The following is a 19,142-nucleotide window of genomic DNA, read 5'->3' on the forward strand; positions in this document are numbered from 1 at the left end:
ACAGGATCCTTGCCGAACATCATCGGCGCGTGCTTGAGTTCGCGTCTCCTACCGGAGCCTCGAGCTCAAGCACGCGAAGAAAACGGTCTTCAAGAAAGTGAAACGATGTCTGTGAATCGCACACGTAAAGACTCCGCGATGGACGCAAGGGCGAGCGCGCTCAGGGCAATACACTGCGCGATGGCGGGTAATCCTTGCGTCCATAAGAACGGCATCGCCGGGAAAATGGCACCGACCGAGAACAGGCAGAACGAGACACCAGCAGCCGACCATGGATTGCCGCCCAGCTCCGCCGGGTCCAGTCCGAGTTCTTCCCGTGTCAGCGTATCGAGGGCCTTGTCCTTGTCGCGCATCATCTGCGATGCCACGCGCTTGGCCTCACGGCGTCGAGCCCCTTGGCGCGATAAATCAGCGCCAACTCGTGCTCTTCGGCCTCGGGCGAAGTTTCGAGTTCGTCGGCTTCTTTCGCAATCTGGGTGCTGGCCAGCTCCCGCGCGTTGGTCACCGAAAGCCATTCACCCAGCGCCATTGAGCACGCTCCGGCTATCAGCCCAGCCAACCCTGTCAGCAGGATTGCCTTGTTGCCCGTTCCCGCACCCGCGACGCCCATAATCAGACAGAAGTTGGAGACGAGGCCATCGTTCGCGCCCAGTACTGCCGCGCGCAGGTCGTTCCCCGACGACACTCCCTTATGCCATGACTCCGCTGCGGCGATGCGCGCGCCTTGCGACATGTTCGGGTCGCCGCCATGAGCCAGCGTCTGGACCACTGCGGCGTGGTGATGCTCGTCGGCCGACATGTGCCCTGCATCGGGTTGCCCGTGATATTTATTCCGGTCTGCGTACTCGGCCGCAGCAAGCGTGGGCAATACGAAACCCGCGCCGAACAGGCGGACCAGTGTCTTCATCAGGCGTGTCTTGACGGCCTGCCCGGTTCGCTTCGGGCGGACGCCATTGGCTCTCAGTTTTTCGGCCCACACCTGCGCGTGCTCGCGCTCTGATTTGGCCAGCTCGCTATACACCTACTTGCGGGTTTCATCCTCCTCGACCTTTGCAAGCGTTTCGTATAGCGCAGCACTGTGAAGTTCGTCAGAGAGGTTCGCCCTGAAACGCTTGATTTCGTGTTTCGATGCCATCGTGAAGTATGTGCCTGTTTTTCTCGCGAGCACGAAGCATAATGTATTCAGGTGCCCTGAATCGCGAAGCCCTTAAAGTGCGACTTAACCGAGAACGTCAACGGTTCTCATGCCGATGCCGGTCCGTTCGCACGTCCCCCTGTTTGCAGACGCGGGGGCAGACTCCTGTCGCAACTGTCAAAACACGATATTGGTGCGTACGCCCACCACGGCTTCATTGCCGACGCGTTGCGACGGGTTCTCCGGATTTGGAATGCCGCCTGCCGGACGGAACACGTACTGGAAGTCCGCCTGCAACAGCCACCACGGTGTGACCTGGTACTGGTAGGTCGCTTCGATGAGGGTTTCGGCGCTGCGCGACGGATACCCCGGCGTGGTAAAGGAGGCCGTGTCGCTGGCGAGCCCCTGTGCATGTGAACCAATCTTCGCGTAGCCCAAAGCCAGCCCAACGACGTCGTAGTTGCGGCCCGCGAACGGCGCCTTCAGCGTCACGCCGGCGTTCACACCCAGGTCGACCAGGTTGCGGTCGCCCGGCGTGCCCATGACTCTGGCAAACACGCCGACCAATTGCGGACTGTCCGCGCCCGGGCGCCAGACCATCTGGTCAGCGACAGCGTAGAAGCTGTAATTGCCCCGGTGACTCTGCGGGACACCCGTACTTGCCGGATTCGCAAGCGACAATCCGGCGTTGTCGAACTGCTGGTCGGCAAAACGCTGCGTGTTGTACCAGAAGCCCAGCTTGTAGGTCCCGGGCAGACCGGCCGGTTGCGCGTCCGACGGGCTGGCCGGCGGCTGGTTTATCGCATACTGTACTTCGCCGATGAACAGTGCGCCGTTAGCGACGTTGGAGTTGGTCCCGTGGCAATTCAGTTTCTGCGGGTCTCCGGCATCGCCACCAGTCGGATTGCCGTCGAAGACGCCAGCCAGCACCGTCCATGCTTCAGCCGGTCTGGCGCGTACGCGCACACCCAGCGACGAGAGCGGATAGGCAGGGCCGCCCGCCGGCATGTCGACTGATGGCAGGACGGGCCAGCCAAATGTCGCGTTCATGAATGGCGTCGCGTACTGGCTCACCATAAATTCCTGGTCGAGACTCTGCTGACCGACCTTCACATCCACCTTCCCTGCGAGCAACGACTGTTGGTACCAGAGCTCCCAGAGCCGCGTCGTGCTGTCGGCTTCGATACCGCTCGCACTCTGCAGGGTCAGCAGGTTGCGCTGGCTGAGGTTGGTGCCATGAATCTGCAAGGCTGACGCGTTGAACGTGCCGCCCGGCAGCCCGAACGCCTTTTGCGTGTCCATCACGATACCGAGTTGCGTTAGGCCGTCGTAGGCACCGCCGCGTTCGACGCCCCCGGACAGGTTATTCAGGTATTCACTGGTTTCATGCAGGCTGAGCGTTACGCCGTGGTCGCCGAGCCAGGGCCGCAGGCCACCCATGTCACCGAAAAGCGTCGCACGGTCCCAGAAGCCGGTCGGCGGAGGCGGCGCCTGGTCCGCGTTCGCAGCTTCCGGTGCGGGCGGCGTCGGCGACGGCGCGGATTCGGCTGGCGTAGGGGCCGGCGCGGCTTCGCCGCTCGCCTGGGCAAACGCGGGTTGCACCGCGCTCAGAGCCAGCAGGCACGTCAGACCGATGGGCGCACCGCCCATCAGCAATGTGGTCTTCAGGTTTTTCTTCATGACAGGCGGAGTCGAAATTACCAGGCGGATATATCTGTTCGTTTTATGGATATGACGCGCAATGTCTGGCGGGACCGTGAGCCCGGTTCCCGTTCGGGAAAACCACCCGCGCAGCCGTAACGCAGAGTCCAGTTCGTTACCGACGGATGAGTGGACAACATCGCGACGAGAGCGACGGCGGCGACCGTCATCGCCAGAATCGCGCAGCCGGTCCGCGTTAAAGGGCTACCACGCAGGCAATGCGCAACTGGTGACTGCGAACCTGCGGGCTCCGCCGGCCTGCGGAAGCCCGCTGGCATGGGCAACCGTCGCCCGACCCGGAGACGGTACGACAAGGAAGTGGGCCCGGGCCGCATACGCGGCCAACTCACACGGCGCAGTCCGCGCGGACGTGCGACGGCACACCCGGGCAACAAGGGACATCCGGCGCGGCGCATGAACCGCGCCACCGAAAGACGTAACAAATGACTTGGCGAACATAAGCCCACTCCCGCCCAGCCCGACGAAGTCGGACGACGTAAAGACGTGATTGCGTCTCGCAGGTGAACTGGCGAAAGGCGGTCAAACAGAGGGAGCGTGCTGCTGACAGACCGGCAGAAAGCCAGTCGGTGTTCAAGCGCGCTAACCCGACAAAGCGAGTTAGCGGCGAAGGAGAGTTCCTGCGGTCGCTATCTCGCGGTTACTTCGCCGGCAGAGGCCGGCATAGGACTTCCACTACTAGAGCATGCGTCCACGAGGGACTCCTTTTGATGAGACGGGCGGATTGTATTCGGCACGGGTGTCAAACGGCAAGAAAAAAAGCACAAGGAACATCGCACCCGAATCTCCCCACCAGATTGAACAAACAAAGGATTCTGATTCACATTCGCAACGGCATCTATTTTCTTTCACAAGCCTTTTGTGCCTGCCATCTGAAAAGCCGGGCCGGTGCCGGGAAATGATATTTGCTCTCCTTAGCGAATCATGTTGACTTTGAATTAAGGCACCGCCTAAAATTCGCGCATCTTCGCAAACGGGGCTGATGCCTTGGACACCTGCAGTAGTCGACCTTCGAACAGTTTCGCTGCCTGACCGGCAAGACGTCCGCGCTCTCTTTTCTCAGCCGCCGTCTTGCCAGCAGGCAGACGGTGCGCGCCGTAGTAACTATCTTTGTGCACCCTTATTAGCGCCATCCGGCCGCAGCGAATACGCGCGTCTGCATGGCACCGCGTCGCGAGCGTTAGCTCGTGGCTGTGTCCGTTCGCGCCTTGTCGATTTCCGACGGCGCGAGCGCACCCCGCGCAGCGCGTCGCCACCTTGACGCTCCGAGTGCCGAACGAGACGAGGATTAAAGCGGGTCCATGCCCTTTACAAGGCGCGTAATCTGATTTCAATGCACAACGGGATGACAGTACGTTGCGACGGCGAAGAATGGGCGCTTGATTTCGGCCACGAGCTGGAGATGATTGACGCCACGCTGAAAATGGCGGGACTCGACACGGGGCGCCTCAGGCAGTCGGTTTGTACCCGGCGAGAAGCGACGAGGTAAGCACAGAGGTCGAGAGATGCAAACGGAGAAGTATCGCGGCTACACGCTGTGGGGTCATGCCATTGTGCAGCAGGAGGGCATCCTGCAGGCGGCACGTTATGCAGCCAGCGGCACCATCACGCGAGAGAGCAAAGTAATTGAGGCCTCTGGCGTACTTGGCTCGTACGACTCCGAAGAAGAAGCGGAACACGCAGGCGTCTCATGGGCACGCGCATGGGTCGATAGCCACGGGTGACAGTGTCCGCCCGGCGCGCGTTCCATATCGGGCAAACGTCCTGGAACTCGGCTTCTTTTTCTCGGGCGTGATGTCGGGCGGTGTCGGACCGGCATCCGGCCATATGCGTTCCCTTCCATCTGCTCCAGCGCGGAAGTAAGCTCATAAGTGCGCGCAGCGCCGCATCGTGGCGCCGCGACGAAAAAGGAGCATGCAATGAAGCCCTTTCTGGCAACGGCGCACGCGGGTAGCGCCCTTGCGCTGCTTGCGATGTCCGGCTGCTACTACGTCGGCCCCGGTTACTAAAGCACGAATTGAACAACCGGGAATGACTCGGACGGAAATCGTATTCACACGACGCGGCTTTTGTTTGAAGGCGGATGTAAACGCTAGAATCGCGGTTCGCCAGACCCAGGGTAGGAGTCTGGAACCAATGCAGAACTGGGATGTAGTGAGGAATATGATATGGAGAACGGTAGGTTTATTACAATCGCTTTCACCATCGTCGCGGCGTCCTTAGCTGGTTGCGCGAGCGTGGCCGAAAAAAACGCGGATCAGTGCGAACATATGATGCAAAGCAAAGCAGAACCCGCGCTCGTTTCGGTGAGCGAAAAGCAGCCGTCGCCTGATGGCCGCTCCGTGCTCGTAACTGGCATGGTCGAAGACCAGCGCTTAAATACTGTCGTACCTGCAAAAGTGGAATGCCGGTTCGACGGCAAGTCGCTTGCAGCCTTTCATTGGCTAGCTCCCGCCACGTTGGCGGACTCAGATGACACGCATGCCAACGCACGGAACATGGCGCATTAGAGAAAGCGAAGGTGCAACGACTCGTGGCACTAGCACCAATACTAAATAAATCGCCCCTCGGTTTCTGCACGTTCTCCGCCACGCGCAATGGCCGGGTGCCGGAGATCGGCTGCAGTGCGAACAGTCCCATGCCATGGGCCGGTGAACGGCGTGCCGTGATGCATCGCAATCGCGTGATGTCGTTTCCTTCGGGTGCGTCAGTCAATGAGGATAGGTTATTTGCAATCCGAAGCATACCGTCATGATCGAGGGTAGGCACGGGATTGTTCGGTTTTCATCTCAGTCATCCCACAGGGATGATGGGAGTTCGTTTGTGTATCCGACCTCGACGCCCGCTCTGGCCAGAATTGCCGGGGTTCATACCCGGCCCGGCCAAGCATTTCCTTTCAGCGAACTTACGAAGCCTTCAGCCGGGCGGCCGGTCCGCAACCGAATGCTGCCCCATGACCTACAGGTAAATTTCGGCCTGAGCTGCCATTGGGACGGACCGGGTTCTACGTCAGCAATGCGCCGGCGGATTGCTGACGATGGTGCATCGAGCAGTCGGACGGCAGCTTCCCGCACCAGCGAACTCACACTTCCGACCCTGAACGGCCGTTCCCCGTTCAACCGAGTGAATGACAGCTTACGGTGGGCGGATTCAACCGGTGGATGCAACACACTTAAGACTGCACAAGCAGCTGGGAGTGTTGCAAATGAAACAGCGACGGCGGATTTATTACAGCGAGAAGCAGAAAGCGCTGATGTGGGAACGTTGGCGGAAGGGAGAATCTCTCCAGAAGATCGCGCAGCTTTTTGACCGGAACCACTCGTCAGTGCAAGGGATTCTGGCTGAGACAGGCGGGATCCAGCCACCACAGAGGCATCGATCGAGATTGGCGTTGACGCTGGCTGAGCGCGAAGAGATATCGCGGGCGCTTGTGGCTGACGACTCGATCCAGTCGATCGCCATGCGACTGGATCGAGCTCCCTCCACGATATGCCGGGAAATCAAGCGTAACAGCGGACCAGATGGCTACCGGGCAAGCCACGCCGATCAGCTTGCCTGGGCTCGGGCACAGCGTCCCAAAGCCTGTAAACTGGTTGAACACCGAACGCTGGCGCACATCGTGGCAGGCAAGCTCCAGTTGCAGTGGTCACCGCAGCAGATTGCCGGATGGCTCAGGCGTGCGTACCCAGACAACGAGGACTACCACGTGTCCCACGAGACCATCTATCGCAGTCTCTTCATACAGGCCCGTGGCGCCTTGAAGAAGGAATTGCTGGAACACTTGCGGCGCACCCGCGCCATGCGTCGTTCGCGCCACCACACGCAGAAGACTGACGATCACGGCAGGATTCGGGACACGGTATCGATCAGCGAACGCCCTGCGACCGTTGAAGACCGGGCCGTACCGGGCCACTGGGAAGGTGATCTGCTGTGCGGTAGCGGCAGCAGCCAGATTGCAACCCTCGTCGAGCGTCAGACGCGTTACGTCATGCTGGTCAAGATAGCCAGCAAGGATAGCGAGACGGTCGTCAATGCACTCATCAGGCATGCCAGCAAGTTGCCGCAGGAACTTTATAGATCTCTGACGTGGGATCGGGGAACGGAGATGGCTGGACACAAGCGTTTCACTGTGGCCACTGATATCCAGGTCTACTTCTGCGACCCCCAGCATCCATGGCAGCGCGGCTCGAACGAAAATACGAATGGACTGTTAAGACAGTATTTCCCGAAGGGCACTGACCTGTCAGTGTATTCACAGGCCAAACTTAACGCTGTGGCAAGACGATTGAATGAGCGTCCGCGAAAGACACTGGACTACGAAACACCCGCCGAACGATTCCACCAAACTATTGCATCCACCGGTTGAATCCGCCGTGCAACATCGGCCGGTGATGCCATCAGGTGTTTTTGCGCGGCACGCGCGCGAGAAGCAGCGTGCCATTCACTTCCTTGATGCCTTTAGCCATTTCGCGATGGAACTGGACGTCAAACGCACGAAACCTCCGATCGATCCGGGACGCTGTTTTTCGTAGCAACTTGAGTCCTGTCGACGTTCACGATCCAATTGTTGAAGCAAAAACGCCATCGAATACGACGCTCCTCCAGGAGCGCCGAGAACCAGCGCCAGAGAGCAGCGTCACCAACTTTTGCCGCCGCCTCAATCTCTATGCGCTGCATTTATCCGTTGTCGTCGTCGAACCCCGATGTCATCCGTGCCACGTATTCAGGTCAAACGTCACGACAATAGTCCAATCAAATCGGGAACCGCTGTGAACAAATCGCCAACAACGCCGTAGTCGGCGACGCTGAAAATCGGCGCTTCTTCGTCCTGGTTGATGGCGACGATCACCTTCGAGTCCTTCATGCCCGCGAGGTGCTGGATCGCGCCCGAGATGCCGACCGCGATGTACAGTTGCGGCGCGACGATCTTGCCCGTCTGGCCGACCTGATAGTCGTTCGGCACGTAGCCCGCATCGACGGCTGCGCGCGAGGCGCCCATTGCTGCGCCGAGCTTGTCGGCCAAAGGCTCCAGCACTTTCGTGTAGTTCTCGCCGCTACCGAGACCACGGCCGCCCGACACGATGATGTTCGCCGACGTCAGTTCCGGACGGTCCAGCTTCGTCACTTCGCGGCTGACGAACTGCGAGATGCCGGCGTCTGCGGCAGCTTCGATTTTCTGGACCGATGCATTGCCGCCTTCCGCTGCCACCGGATCGAAGCCCGTTGCGCGGACCGTGATCACCTTGACCGGATCGGCCGATTGCACGATCGCAATCGCGTTGCCTGCATAGATGGGGCGCTCGAACGTGTCCGCGCTGACGACAGCCGTGATCTCGCTGATCTGTGCGACGTCGAGCTTCGCCGCGATGCGCGGCGCGATGTTTTTGCCGTAGGCGGTGGCAGGCGCAAGAATGTACGAATAGTCCTTCGCGATGTTAAGCACTGTCGCTTCGACGTTTTCCGCCAACCCCGCTTCGAGTTGCGACGCATCGGCGAGCAGCACTTTGGCGACGCCCGCGACCTTCGATGCCGCTTCAGCCGCGGCTTGCGCGTTATGCCCTGCCACCAGTACGTGGATATCGCCACCAATCTTCTGCGCCGCTGCGATCGTGTTCAGCGTCGCAGCCTTGATCGACGCGTTGTCGTGTTCTGCAATTACCAGATTCGTCATTTGCTCTCTCTCCGCGTTCTACTTAAAGCACCTTGGCTTCGGTCTTTAGCTTCTCGACCAGCGTCTTCACATCCGGCACCTTCACACCGGCGGAGCGCTTGGGCGGCTCGACAACCTTCAGCGTCTTCAGGCGCGGCGTCACATCCACACCCAGGTCTTCGGGCTTCACGGCTTCCAGCGGCTTCTTCTTCGCCTTCATGATGTTGGGCAGCGTCACGTAGCGCGGCTCGTTCAGGCGCAGCTCCGTCGTGACCACTGCGGGGAGTTTGAGCGACAGCGTTTCAGCACCGCCAACCACTTCACGCAACACAATCGCCTTACCGTCAGCCACGACAACCTTCGAAGCGAAAGTAGCCTGCGGCAGATTCGCCAGCGCGGCCAGCATCTGACCCGTCTGGTTGGAATCATCGTCGATGGCCTGCTTGCCGAGGATCACCAGCGAAGCCTGTTCCCTGTCGACGACTGCCTTCAACAGCTTGGCGACAGCCAGCGGCTGCAGGTCTTCATTCGACTCAATGAGAATTGCGCGATCCGCGCCGATCGCCAGCGCCGTACGCAGCGTTTCCTGACACTGCGCGACGCCGCATGTAACGGCAATGACTTCCCTGGCCGCGCCCGCTTCCTTCAGACGCACCGCTTCTTCAACAGCGATCTCATCGAACGGATTCATCGACATCTTCACATTCGAAATATCGACCCCCGTGGAGTCCGACTTCACGCGGACTTTCACGTTGTAGTCGACTACCCGTTTGACCGCGACGATGACAATCATCCTGTTACCCGTATCACGTTGTTGATCCGGCGTGCGAATGCAGCGCGCTATTGCAACCTCAATCCAGCTTCGAACGGATAGCCGCAAGCGTTCCATCGGGATCGATGACGCCCACCACATCCTCTCTGCGCATCACCGCCAGCGCCGGTGCGCCGCCCTTCAGCGCATCAAGCACGTCAGCAAGCGTGGAGTCGGCATCGACAGGGCGCAGCGATGAGACATCATGCGGCGTCCCTCTGTCGAGCGGCGACATGATCACCTCGGCAGTCAGTACATGCAGCCGTCCCACGCCCTTTGCGAAGTCCCGCACATAGTCGTTGACGGGCGCATTGATGACTTCGAAAGGCGTGCCAATCTGTACGATCTGGCCGTCTTTCATCACCGCGACCCGGTCGCCGATGCGGATCGCTTCGTCGAGATCGTGCGTGATGAACACCGCTGTCTTTCCCAGACGGCGCGAGACCTCCACGAACTGCTCGGCGAGTTCGCGGCGAACGATCGGATCGAGCGCACTGAACGGTTCGTCCATGAGCAGGATTTGCGGATCGGTTGCAAGTGCGCGTGCGAGGCCGACACGTTGCTGCATCCCACCCGACAACTGATCGGGATATTGCTGCTCCCAGCCATCGAGATGCACCGCGGCAAGCGCACGATGGGCCGCATCGAGTTGCGCGGTGCGCGTCATCCCGCGACCTTGCAGTACGAACAACACGTTCTCCAGCACGCTGAAGTGCGGCCAGAGCGCCATGTTCTGAAAGACCATGCCGAATCGCCTTGCGCGCAATTCACGCAGTTGGGGCGCCCGGAGATCGGATATGCGCTCGCCCTCGATCCAGATCTCGCCCGCCGTCGGATCGATCAGGCGATTGATATGACGCAGCAAGGTCGACTTGCCGCATCCCGACAGGCCCATGATGCACAACGTCTCGCCTCGTTTCACCGAAAGGCTCACGCCGGCCACGCCTACCACGCAACCGTATCGGCGCTTGACGTCGTCCTTGTCCAACTGTTCTCGCTGGATAGACGCGATCGCCTGCTGCGCTGCGCGGCCATAAACCTTCCAGAGATCCCTGCACTCGATGACGTCCGCCTGCTCGCTCGCCGCCTTCGTCGGCACAGCGCGAACGGGAGATTTCTGCTTGGGAAGAACTGGCTGCCGTGGATACGGTTCGGGAATCATGGGGCCTCAGTATGAATGGTCGGCGGTGGGCTTTGTTCAAGACGCATGCATTCAGGCATGTGCCGCTGCCAGCGATTGCTGGATCCACGAATCGAATTGCTTCTGATTGTCCGCAATCCAGCGCTGTGCATGTCCGCGGATATCCTCGGTCTTGTTCTGGCCTTGCTGCATCAACCGATTCTCCGTGCTGATATCCGTGGCCGGGATCGTGACCAGATCAAACAGCTTCTTCGCGGCAGGGTTCTTCTGCACAAAGGCTTTGTTGGCAAGCACCTTCATTTCGTAGATCGGGAAGCCGGTATCGCGGCCGTCCGGCAGGCGGCTGTTATTGTTGCCGTTCTGCGGGTCCGGCGATGGCACGCTGAGCCATACGACGTCGCGGCCCGGCACGAGCACGCTGCTCACCCACATCGGCACCCATGTGTAGTAGAGCACCGGCTCGCCCGCCTTGAAGCGGGTTATCACGTCGGCCATCAGCGCCTCGTAGTTGCCGAATAGCGGCGCCACCGTCGCACCAAGGTCGTAGTAGTCAATGTGATGCTGGATCACGCGGGCCGCGCCCCAGCCCGGATTACCCGCCACGAGACTCGCCTTGCCGTCCGTGCCGCCCGCGTTGAACAGCTTCGCGAGCTTCGAATCCTTGAGCTGTCCGATGTTCGTGATGTGATATTTGTCCGCCGTCTTCTTGTCGATGCAGTAACCAAACACGCAGTTCGTCACTGTATGGCCCAACCGAACGCAGGTCGCGTCGCCACCGACCTTCTGGTAGTACGTGTCGTAAAGCGGTGTCCATTCCTGGGCGCAGAAGTCAGCATCGCCCTGTGCGACGGCGACGTGAAAGATCGCCGGGTCGGCAGGCATGTAGTCCTTCACCGTATAGCCGAGCATTTGCAATCCCATCTCGACGATCACGCTCTGGAAGCGCGCGGTCGGCGTCGCAAGCCCGATCGGCTTGACGGTCATACCCGAGCCAGGAAGGCTCGCGGCAGAAGCACTGCGCGTGCCCCACGCAGAAGCCGCTAGCACCGCACTCTGAATCAGAAACTGCCGCCGGCTTTTCATGCTGTTCATGTTGACTCCCTTCGGTGATCAGACCTGTTCGAGCAGCGATGACAACCGGCCGATATACCAGTTGCAGAATTTTTCGACCTGCCATTCTGACGGCGCGTAAGGGCCCGGCTCGTATGCCGGACTGACGGCGCCCCGCTGCGTCAGTCCCACGTAAAACTTGTCCTGCTCGTTCGTCGTCTTCCAGACGTGCGTGAGATTGTCGAGATCGTAGTCACGCCCCTCGACGGCGTCCTTGTGCACGAGCCAGGTCGTTCGCACGAGGGTCTTTCCCGCACTGATGGGCAGCACCGAGAAATGAATCGAATGGTCAGCCTGAAAATGGTGCCAGGAGTTCGGCTGCAGATGGAACTGCAGGCGTCCAAGGCGCGGTTCCGTGAAATCCGCGAGCAGGCGGCGCGATGCCGCCTTGCCGTCCATCGTCATCGACTCGCCCGGACCTGTGAGCGGCACGCGCTGGATGAGGAACGCCGTGACCCTGTCGTCGAGATGCTGGATCGGCTCCCATGGCAGGTTGTTTCTAGCCCAGATGTCTCGCGACGCCGCAAGTGCCGCATTGTGTTCACGGACAGCCTCGCGCCTGGCTGGATTGGCATCGTCTTCCGTGTAGCCGAATACGCCGAACGACGATTGCAGCAGTTCGGGATGGCCCATGCAGTGGTAGCACTCGCGATTGTTTTCCACCGTGAGCTTCCAGTTGCCGTCCTCGATGATGTCGATCTGCGCGGCGACCTTGCTGTTGCGCAGGTGATGAGGCTCGACGTACGGACCCACGGCCTCGACCAGAGTGTCGAAATCTTGCGGCGGCTCGTCGGCCACGCATACGAAAATCAGGCCGCCCAGGCTGCGTACATGAACCGGCTTCAGGCCATAGCACGCCTTGCTGGTTTCTGCGGCCAGCTCCGCGTGCAGCAGTTCGCCTTTCGGTGAGTACGTCCACTGGTGATAGGGGCAAACGATATTGGCGAACGCGCCACGCTGCTCGTGCAACATGCGCGCGCCGCGGTGCCGGCACACGTTGTGGAACGCCGTCAGCTCGAATTCGTCTCCCCGGCTGACGATGACCGAATACGGCCCGAAGTCCGCGAGAAAGTAATCGCCCGGCTCGGAAATCGCCGCTTCCAGCCCGACGAATATCCAGTGTCGACCGAAGATCAGCCGCATGTCGACGTCGAACAGGTCGGCGCTGAGATAGAACGGGGCTTCCAGGCTGATGCCGGTTCGACGCGCTGCTGCGAGACGGCGAACGTAGGCGGCTTTCTCAAGGAAGTCGGGATCCTGATGTTGTTGAACCACCTTCGCTGCTCCTGATATCGATGCTGTCGTGGACCGGCCTCGCGTCACGTTGACCGGGTTGTGAATTGCAGTTGAACGATGCGACCTTCGTTGCAGGGCTTATGCGCCGCAAGTCAGCGCGTCGAACTCGCGTGGGCGTCGCGCTCGACGATCAGCGATGCACTGCGCGGGTCCTGTTGCTGCGCAAGCGTGGGATCTGCGCGGAACAGACGGCGCTTCATGTGAACGATCACGCCGACAGGCCCGCGCTCGCGCCAGCGCTGCATGCCGTGGTCACGTAAAGACATGCCCAACCCTTGGGAAATGCGGTCGATCGTAATGGCCAGCAACACGATGCCCACACCGCCCGTAGTCGCCATCGCAACGTCGAGCTGGCCAATCCCGCGCAGCACCATCTGTCCGAGACCGGCAACGGAAATCATCGCTGCCACGACCGCCATCGAAAGGGCCAGCATCACGGTCTGATTCACACCCGCCATGATGGTCGGTCGTGCAAGCGGCAGACGCACGCGAAACAGGATCTTCGCGGGCGAGCAGCCGAACGCATGACCGGCCTCCAGTACGTCGGGTCTCACTTGGCTGACGCCAAGACTCGTCAACCGGATAATCGGCGAGATCGCGTAGATGACGGTCACGAGCACGCCCGGCACATTGCCAATGCCGAACAGCATGACGACGGGCACGAGGTAGACGAACGATGGAATGCTCTGCATGAAGTCCAGCAGAAAGCGCAGGCAGGCGTTGAAGCGCGCGTTCAAACCCGCTACGACTCCGATTGGAATACCGATCACGGCGCACAGCACGATGGCCGTGAAGACGATCGATAGCGTATCCATCGCTTCCGCCCATGCACCAATTGCGCCCAGGCAGAACAGGCATAGGCCGATCACGACGCCAGCGCGCCTGCCCGCCACCTGCCAGCCGATCAGCAGCAGCACGCCGATCAGGATGAACGGATGAATCGCGACGAGCCCATGCTGAACCGTATCCAGCAGAATCTGCACGGGATAGCGGATTTGCTGAAAGACGGACCGGCAGTTCAATACCAGCCACGACACCAGCGTTTCGGCCCAGTCGCCGAGCGGCAGCCGGATATACTGGAACGGATGAGCAATCACGTCGTGCATCGGATCACCTGGTCGGATGAAGGTGGAAAGTGGTGCGCAGCTTTCGAAGGTCAGAACGGGCTGCACAGGCGCGCCGCATCGAGAATCGCGGCATGAATGTTCCGGCTCGACACGGCATCGCCGATCCGGTGCAACTGAAACACGCCCGGCCGGGCACCCGCAGGTTGCGCAACCCCCGCAAGCAGTTCCGTCAGACTCGTGACGCCGTCGTTCGACGAGCGCTCGCGCAGCGCATAATACAGTTCGTCGCACGGCAACGTGCCATGCTCGATGACGAGCTGGTCCGCTTCCACTTCCTGCACTTCTCCTGTGTAGACGTTGCGGAAGGTGCCTGTGATCCTCCCGCCCTGCTTCGAGACATCGATCAGGTCGACATCGAATGTGGCGGAGATCGCGTGCTCGTAAAAGCGCTTCTTCCAGATCACGCGCTCGGCATATGGCAGTTCCTGCGCGAGATAGCCGTCAGACGAGAAGAACCGCACGCTCCGCTTTTCTAGCGTGGCCAGTTCGGCGGCCTGAGCGGCGGGATTGCGTCCCGTGCCGTCATAGACGATCACGTCGGACTTCAGCGCAACGTTGCCGCTCAACACATCCCACACTGACGTGCAATGCTGCGTCCCGCCGATCCACTCCATGTCCGGTGTGCCGCCCGTCGCAATCACCACGATATCCGGCTCTTCGGCCAGCACATCCTGTTCTTCCGCGTAGGCGTCGAGCCGTATCGCGACGTCGAGGCGCTCCAGTTCCTGTGCGCGCCAGTCGACGATGCCGATCAGATCGCGTCGCCATCCCGTGCGCGATGCGAGCAGGATCTGCCCGCCGAGCTTAGGGCCCGCTTCGAACAGCACCACGCGATGGCCACGCGCAGCACTCACCCGCGCAGCCTCCAGCCCTGCCGGACCGCCGCCGACGATCACCACCTTTTTGCGCGGCCCGGATGAACGCTCGATCCGATGAGGCAGCGTCGCTTCCCGGCCACTCGACGGGTTGTGGATACAGGCTGGCCGAAGCGGAGACTGGCATTGCGTTGCGCCAACGCAGGGACGAATGGTGTGCTCCTTCCCCGCTTCGAGCTTTCGGACGATGTACGGGTCGGCGATATGCGCACGCGTCATCGCGACCATGTCGAGCAGTCCGTCGCGAATGGCGTGACGTGCAGTCGCCACGTCGGAAATGCGTGCCGCGTGGAATACGGGCAGGCCGATCTCGCGCTTGAAGCTGCCGACTCTTTCCAGCCACGGCGCGATCGGCGATGCCATGCCCGGCATGTTGTCGACGGTGAGCGCGACGTCGGTGTCCATCCGTCCGTAGATCGCATTGACGAAATCGAGCAGCCCTTCGCGCTCGAGCAATTGCACCGCGGCGAGCGATTCGTCGAAGGTCAGCCAACCTTCCGTGCCCTCGTCGACGGTATGGCGGATGCCGAGCAGAAACCCATCTCCAACGCGCCTGCGGATTTCCTTGAGCACCATCAGCGCAAACCGGCACCGGTTTTCGAGTGAACCACCGAACGCATCGGTGCGGTGATTCGTAGTCGGCGACATGAACTGGCCTATCAGGTGGCTCGCGGCCATCACCTCGATACCGTCCAGCCCGCCTTGCTGGCACCGCCATGCGGCCTCGCCGAATTCCTTCACGACGCGCTCGATGTCGTGCCTGTCCATCTCTTTCGGAAAGCTGCGGTGCAACGGCTCGCGCACGGGCGAAGGACCGATCGTCGACAGCCAGTTCGACGCCCAGAACTCACCACGCCGCCCGAGATGGGTGATCTGGCACATGAGCCGCGTGTCGTACTGGTGAATGCGCTCAGAAAACTCCTGCAGATACGGAATGATCGCGTCGTCCCCGACATTGAGCTGCCGGAATACGTTAGGTGAATCCGGCGACACGTTAGACGATCCACCGAACATCGTCAGCGCCAGGCCGCCCTTGGCTTTTTCCTCGTGATAGCGCTGATACCGCTCGGCGGGCATGCCGTCCCGCTCGAGTCCGCATGCATGGCTCGTGCTCATGACCCGGTTGCGAAACCTAACGCTCTTGATGGACAGCGGCTTGAGAAGCGGATCATTAGTAATGCTAATGGTTGTGACTGCCGGGGCTTGCACGTGACCTCTCCTTTTTCGGCTACGCGGACAGCGAGCGCGTCGAACACTAATGACGAGTATCGTCTGGTTTTCTGTATACTGGATTCTTCAAAATTGCATGTCAACCGCCGTCAGATACATGGTTTACCCTGGAATTTGTCGTCGGATATCGGTCAAAAGCCGTATCTCAGGCGGATTTTTTATGGAAATCGCCTGTTTGTTGTATCCGGTATACGTACAATTGAGCGATGATCTAGAATGGCAGGACGTTGAGACTCACCGGCGAATACGAACGCAGAAACGAACCCAGGAGAATGCACGTGCAACATCAACCGGCCGCGGTTGGCGCGCTCGAAGAATCTATCGACTCGAACGGCAACTCGCCTTTTCAACTCGTGCCGCGCACCACGCTCGCGGCGAGCGTGGTCGACAAAATTCGCGAGCGCATCCTGTCGGACGCCATTCCCGCTGGAACGGTGCTCAAGCAGGAAGTGATCGCGGGGGAAATGGGCGTGAGCCGAATTCCTGTTCGCGAAGCCCTTCGGCAACTGGCCGCCGAAGGGCTCGTGACGCTGCTGCCGCACCATCGCGCCTGCGTGTCGGAACTCTCGCCCGAAGACCTTCGCGACTTGCTGGACTTGCGGCTGTGGATCGAGCCGAATCTCGTCCGGCTGGCGATCGAACAATGCATGGATGCCCAGATCCGCAACATCGGGGCGATTCTGGACGAGTTTCATAGCATCCCCGATTCCAATGTGAGTGCGCTGGCAAATCTGAACTGCCGTTTTCACGTCGCACTGTGCGAACCGTCGGGTCGCAAGCGCGCCGTCGCGACCGTTGAGATGTTGCTGAAAAACAGCAGCCGGTATCGAACCCAGATCGTATCCGCAGGGGGACGCGATAACGCCTTCCGCGATCATCAGGAGATCGTCCAGATGTACTGGAAGCGCGATTCGATCGGAGGCGCGTCGCTGGCCCGTCAACACATTCTCGACTGGTACAAACACTTCGAGTAGCAAAGCCATGTTGATCCGGCTGCCATGTCCGGCATGCCCTTGCAGGCTCACATGAACGAACTCGGGGAGCGTTGAACCGATATGAAGCCCATTGCTTTGGCATCCCTGTCGAACTTTGGATTTCTGCTTCTGCCCGGTTTCTCGATGATTGCGTTGTCCGGGGCAATCGAGGCCCTCAGGGCCGCAAATCTGAAAAGCGGCACGACGCGCTACAGCTGGTCCCTCCTGTCAGATCGCAAAGATTCGGTAACGGCGAGCAATGGTCTGACGTTCGAATGCTCATCCGCGCACGAAGGCATTCTTCCGGATGTCGTGTTCGTTTGCGGCGGGATCGATGTCCAGCGCAGCACGACACCTGCGATTACGCGCCTCTTGCGCGAACTGGCAGGTCGCCGATGTGCGTTGGGATCGCTCTGTACCGGCACCTATGCGCTGGCGAAGGCCAACGTGCTCGACGGTTATCGATGCACCGTTCATTGGGCGTACAGGGCTACGCTCAATGAAGAGTGGCCCGACATCAGAGTCGTCGACGATCTGTTCGTAATAGACAAGGACCGCCTCACGTGCTCAGGCGGCATTGCGCCGATTGACATGATGAGCAGACTCATCAGGGCCCGATGCGGTCCGGACGTCGCTCGCGCCGTAGCGCATCAACTGATCATGGAGCGTGTTCGCGGCGAGAATGTTCGCCCACAATTGCCGGTCGTGGGCTCGAGAACTGAAGGACATCGCCTGCTGGAAGCCGCGATCAGCACGATGGAACTGAACGTCGAAACGCCTCTTCCCATCACTGATATCGCCCAGTCGTTGAGCATTACCGACCGTCAACTCGAGCGCATCTTCGATCGTGCCCTCGGAATTTCGCCTGTCCGCTTTTATTTGCGACTACGGTTGCGCCGTGCCAGAGCATTGCTTGCGCAGACGGGATTTTCGGCTGCCTACATTGCGCTGGCTTGTGGCTTCCGGTCGCCAAGCCACTTTAGCAATAGCTACCACACGGTTTATGGCATGTCGCCGTCGAGGTATCGTGCCGGTAAGGCGCAATCGGCGACGAAGGGTGACGACTGCGGCATTTGAGGCTGTCGCGCCTACATTGCCGCCCGGTTCCAAGCCGGTTCGAGAAGGGGCAACGCCTCGGTGCGACAACGGTGCGTTATCGCGCCCGTCCGCGATGCCCACAGTGCATCGCCGGTGCGTCAGTCCGCTATTGAGCATGGAACCGCCGCACGAATGGCCATGTGAACGATACAGCTAACGACAGCTCATGGCCGCACTGAGCCCCACCGAAGCGCGCTCACTTCGGCCATCTATGGCCGAGCACCGAGGTTACCGGGTAGGCTAACTCGCGAACCTCATCCAATTGGTTTCCGCCAAAGAGATAAACATATTCAGCGTCGTGGCGAAGATAAAACCCGACATGCCCCTGCCAGCTTGTTGGATCGTCGCGCGTCAGGACAGTAATACAACCGTAAGTTGGGCTCTCAAGAGCGATGCCCCAATCGAGCCAGGACCGTGCCAACGCCGATCCGGTACCGCGAACCCCGACGCGTGACAGGCACCAGTTAATGAATGAGGAACACCAGGAAACCTTGTCGTCGTATCCAACGAGATTGGTTTGGTTGTTGTATTCGATTATTCGTGGGTTCGTCTCGCCAACGGGAAAACGCCTAATACCGCGTTCGGCAATGGCGACAGGCATCCACGCTGGTTCGGCAAAGCTATCTCTGGTGTCTATGATCATTCGCGTTGGCCGGCTTCTTATCCGCTCCCGCGATTGTCGCCGATTCCGGCTGCGTGGTCGACCGGCCGCTTCTGGCGGCGGATTCAACCGATCGATGCAATAGTTTGGTGGAATCGTTCGGCGGGTGTTTCGTAGTCCAGTGTCTTTCGCGGACGCTCATTCAATCGTCTTGCCACAGCGTTAAGTTTGGCCTGTGAATACACTGACAGATCAGTGCCCTTCGGGAAATACTGTCTTAACAGTCCATTCGTATTTTCGTTCGAGCCGCGCTGCCATGGATGCTGGGGGTCGCAGAAGTAGACCTGGATATCAGTGGCCACAGTGAAACGCTTG

15 protein-coding genes and 1 pseudogene are annotated in these 19,142 nt (G+C 60.1%); 5 read left to right on the forward strand and 11 right to left on the reverse strand.

All coding sequences use genetic code 11. The features are described 5' to 3' along the window. Nucleotides 1-137: 137 nt before the first annotated feature. Both ABQJ48_RS36410 and ABQJ48_RS36415 read right to left on the reverse strand, forming a co-directional pair. Nucleotides 138-1,135, reverse strand: a pseudogene (locus ABQJ48_RS36410) (VIT1/CCC1 transporter family protein); the annotation flags it as partial. A 177-nt stretch (nt 1,136-1,312) separates the two neighbouring features. After that, nucleotides 1,313-2,815 (reverse strand): carbohydrate porin, encoded by a 1,503-nt coding sequence (locus tag ABQJ48_RS36415; RefSeq protein WP_367842729.1) that lies wholly within the window; start codon nt 2,813-2,815, stop codon nt 1,313-1,315. Between the two features lie 1,544 nt (nt 2,816-4,359). Here ABQJ48_RS36415 and ABQJ48_RS36420 point away from each other — a divergent pair. The 3 genes from ABQJ48_RS36420 to ABQJ48_RS36430 all read left to right on the forward strand — a co-directional run bounded on the left by ABQJ48_RS36420 (nt 4,360) and on the right by ABQJ48_RS36430 (nt 7,220). Then, on the forward strand, nt 4,360-4,578 hold the full coding sequence (locus ABQJ48_RS36420; protein ID WP_367842730.1) for a hypothetical protein: 219 nt from the start codon (nt 4,360-4,362) through the stop codon (nt 4,576-4,578). Between the two features lie 444 nt (nt 4,579-5,022). Further along, complete coding sequence (locus ABQJ48_RS36425; RefSeq protein ID WP_367842731.1) at nt 5,023-5,364, forward strand: hypothetical protein; 342 nt, start codon at nt 5,023-5,025, stop codon at nt 5,362-5,364. Nucleotides 5,365-6,059: 695 nt separating this feature from the next. Beyond that, nucleotides 6,060-7,220, forward strand: coding sequence for an IS30 family transposase (locus ABQJ48_RS36430; RefSeq protein WP_367842364.1), 1,161 nt, complete (start codon nt 6,060-6,062; stop codon nt 7,218-7,220). A 369-nt stretch (nt 7,221-7,589) separates the two neighbouring features. On the opposite strand, the gene ABQJ48_RS36435 is transcribed toward ABQJ48_RS36430, so the two are convergent. From ABQJ48_RS36435 to ABQJ48_RS36465, 7 genes are all read right to left on the reverse strand, one after another. Further along, nucleotides 7,590-8,525 carry an electron transfer flavoprotein subunit alpha/FixB family protein gene (locus tag ABQJ48_RS36435; protein WP_367842732.1) on the reverse strand — a complete coding sequence of 312 codons (936 nt, stop codon included), beginning with the start codon at nt 8,523-8,525 and terminating at the stop codon, nt 7,590-7,592. 22 nt (nt 8,526-8,547) lie between these two features. Then, entirely contained in the window at nt 8,548-9,297 is a 750-nt protein-coding gene (locus ABQJ48_RS36440; RefSeq protein ID WP_367842733.1) for an electron transfer flavoprotein subunit beta/FixA family protein, read from the reverse strand. Nucleotides 9,298-9,355: 58 nt separating this feature from the next. After that, nucleotides 9,356-10,477: a betaine/proline/choline family ABC transporter ATP-binding protein gene (locus ABQJ48_RS36445; protein ID WP_367842734.1), complete on the reverse strand. Its 1,122-nt coding sequence runs from the start codon at nt 10,475-10,477 to the stop codon at nt 9,356-9,358. Nucleotides 10,478-10,528: 51 nt separating this feature from the next. Then, the gene (gene proX / locus ABQJ48_RS36450; RefSeq protein WP_367842735.1) at nt 10,529-11,548 is read right to left on the reverse strand and encodes a glycine betaine/L-proline ABC transporter substrate-binding protein ProX; all 1,020 of its coding nucleotides are present in this window, start codon (nt 11,546-11,548) and stop codon (nt 10,529-10,531) included. 18 nt (nt 11,549-11,566) lie between these two features. Then, a complete protein-coding gene (locus tag ABQJ48_RS36455; RefSeq protein ID WP_473094244.1) occupies nt 11,567-12,841 on the reverse strand; it encodes an aromatic ring-hydroxylating oxygenase subunit alpha in 1,275 nt (424 codons plus the stop codon). Between the two features lie 113 nt (nt 12,842-12,954). Then, nucleotides 12,955-13,968, reverse strand: coding sequence for an ABC transporter permease (locus tag ABQJ48_RS36460; RefSeq protein WP_367842736.1), 1,014 nt, complete (start codon nt 13,966-13,968; stop codon nt 12,955-12,957). A 50-nt stretch (nt 13,969-14,018) separates the two neighbouring features. Further along, complete coding sequence (locus ABQJ48_RS36465) at nt 14,019-16,073, reverse strand: oxidoreductase (protein WP_367842737.1); 2,055 nt, start codon at nt 16,071-16,073, stop codon at nt 14,019-14,021. A gap of 299 nt (nt 16,074-16,372) precedes the next feature. On the opposite strand from ABQJ48_RS36465, the gene ABQJ48_RS36470 reads away from it, so the two are divergent. Beyond that, on the forward strand, nt 16,373-17,068 hold the full coding sequence (locus ABQJ48_RS36470) for a GntR family transcriptional regulator (RefSeq protein WP_367842738.1): 696 nt from the start codon (nt 16,373-16,375) through the stop codon (nt 17,066-17,068). Between the two features lie 81 nt (nt 17,069-17,149). Then, entirely contained in the window at nt 17,150-18,145 is a 996-nt protein-coding gene (locus ABQJ48_RS36475) for a GlxA family transcriptional regulator (RefSeq protein ID WP_367842739.1), read from the forward strand. 217 nt (nt 18,146-18,362) lie between these two features. Here ABQJ48_RS36475 and ABQJ48_RS36480 read toward each other — a convergent pair whose 3' ends face one another. Then, a complete protein-coding gene (locus tag ABQJ48_RS36480) occupies nt 18,363-18,809 on the reverse strand; it encodes a TIGR02594 family protein (RefSeq protein WP_367842740.1) in 447 nt (148 codons plus the stop codon). Nucleotides 18,810-18,892: 83 nt separating this feature from the next. Next, nucleotides 18,893-19,142: IS30 family transposase (locus ABQJ48_RS36485; RefSeq protein WP_367842741.1), on the reverse strand; the 250-nt coding region annotated here is incomplete at its 5' end.

This window comes from Paraburkholderia suaedae, assembly GCF_040812055.1.
Classification (GTDB): Bacteria; Pseudomonadota; Gammaproteobacteria; order Burkholderiales; family Burkholderiaceae; genus Paraburkholderia.

Excerpts from the sequence above, each read along its gene's own strand:
- ABQJ48_RS36430 (WP_367842364.1), top strand. The coding sequence starts at position 6,060 with ATGAAACAGCGACGGCGGATTTATTACAGCGAGAAGCAGAAAGCGCTG.
- ABQJ48_RS36440 (WP_367842733.1), bottom strand. The coding sequence starts at position 9,297 with ATGATTGTCATCGTCGCGGTCAAACGGGTAGTCGACTACAACGTGAAA.
- proX (WP_367842735.1), bottom strand. The coding sequence starts at position 11,548 with ATGAACAGCATGAAAAGCCGGCGGCAGTTTCTGATTCAGAGTGCGGTG.
- ABQJ48_RS36435 (WP_367842732.1), bottom strand. The coding sequence starts at position 8,525 with ATGACGAATCTGGTAATTGCAGAACACGACAACGCGTCGATCAAGGCT.
- ABQJ48_RS36480 (WP_367842740.1), bottom strand. The coding sequence starts at position 18,809 with ATGATCATAGACACCAGAGATAGCTTTGCCGAACCAGCGTGGATGCCT.
- ABQJ48_RS36475 (WP_367842739.1), top strand. The coding sequence starts at position 17,150 with ATGAAGCCCATTGCTTTGGCATCCCTGTCGAACTTTGGATTTCTGCTT.
- ABQJ48_RS36420 (WP_367842730.1), top strand. The coding sequence starts at position 4,360 with ATGCAAACGGAGAAGTATCGCGGCTACACGCTGTGGGGTCATGCCATT.
- ABQJ48_RS36425 (WP_367842731.1), top strand. The coding sequence starts at position 5,023 with ATGGAGAACGGTAGGTTTATTACAATCGCTTTCACCATCGTCGCGGCG.
- ABQJ48_RS36460 (WP_367842736.1), bottom strand. The coding sequence starts at position 13,968 with ATGCACGACGTGATTGCTCATCCGTTCCAGTATATCCGGCTGCCGCTC.
- ABQJ48_RS36445 (WP_367842734.1), bottom strand. The coding sequence starts at position 10,477 with ATGATTCCCGAACCGTATCCACGGCAGCCAGTTCTTCCCAAGCAGAAA.
- ABQJ48_RS36415 (WP_367842729.1), bottom strand. The coding sequence starts at position 2,815 with ATGAAGAAAAACCTGAAGACCACATTGCTGATGGGCGGTGCGCCCATC.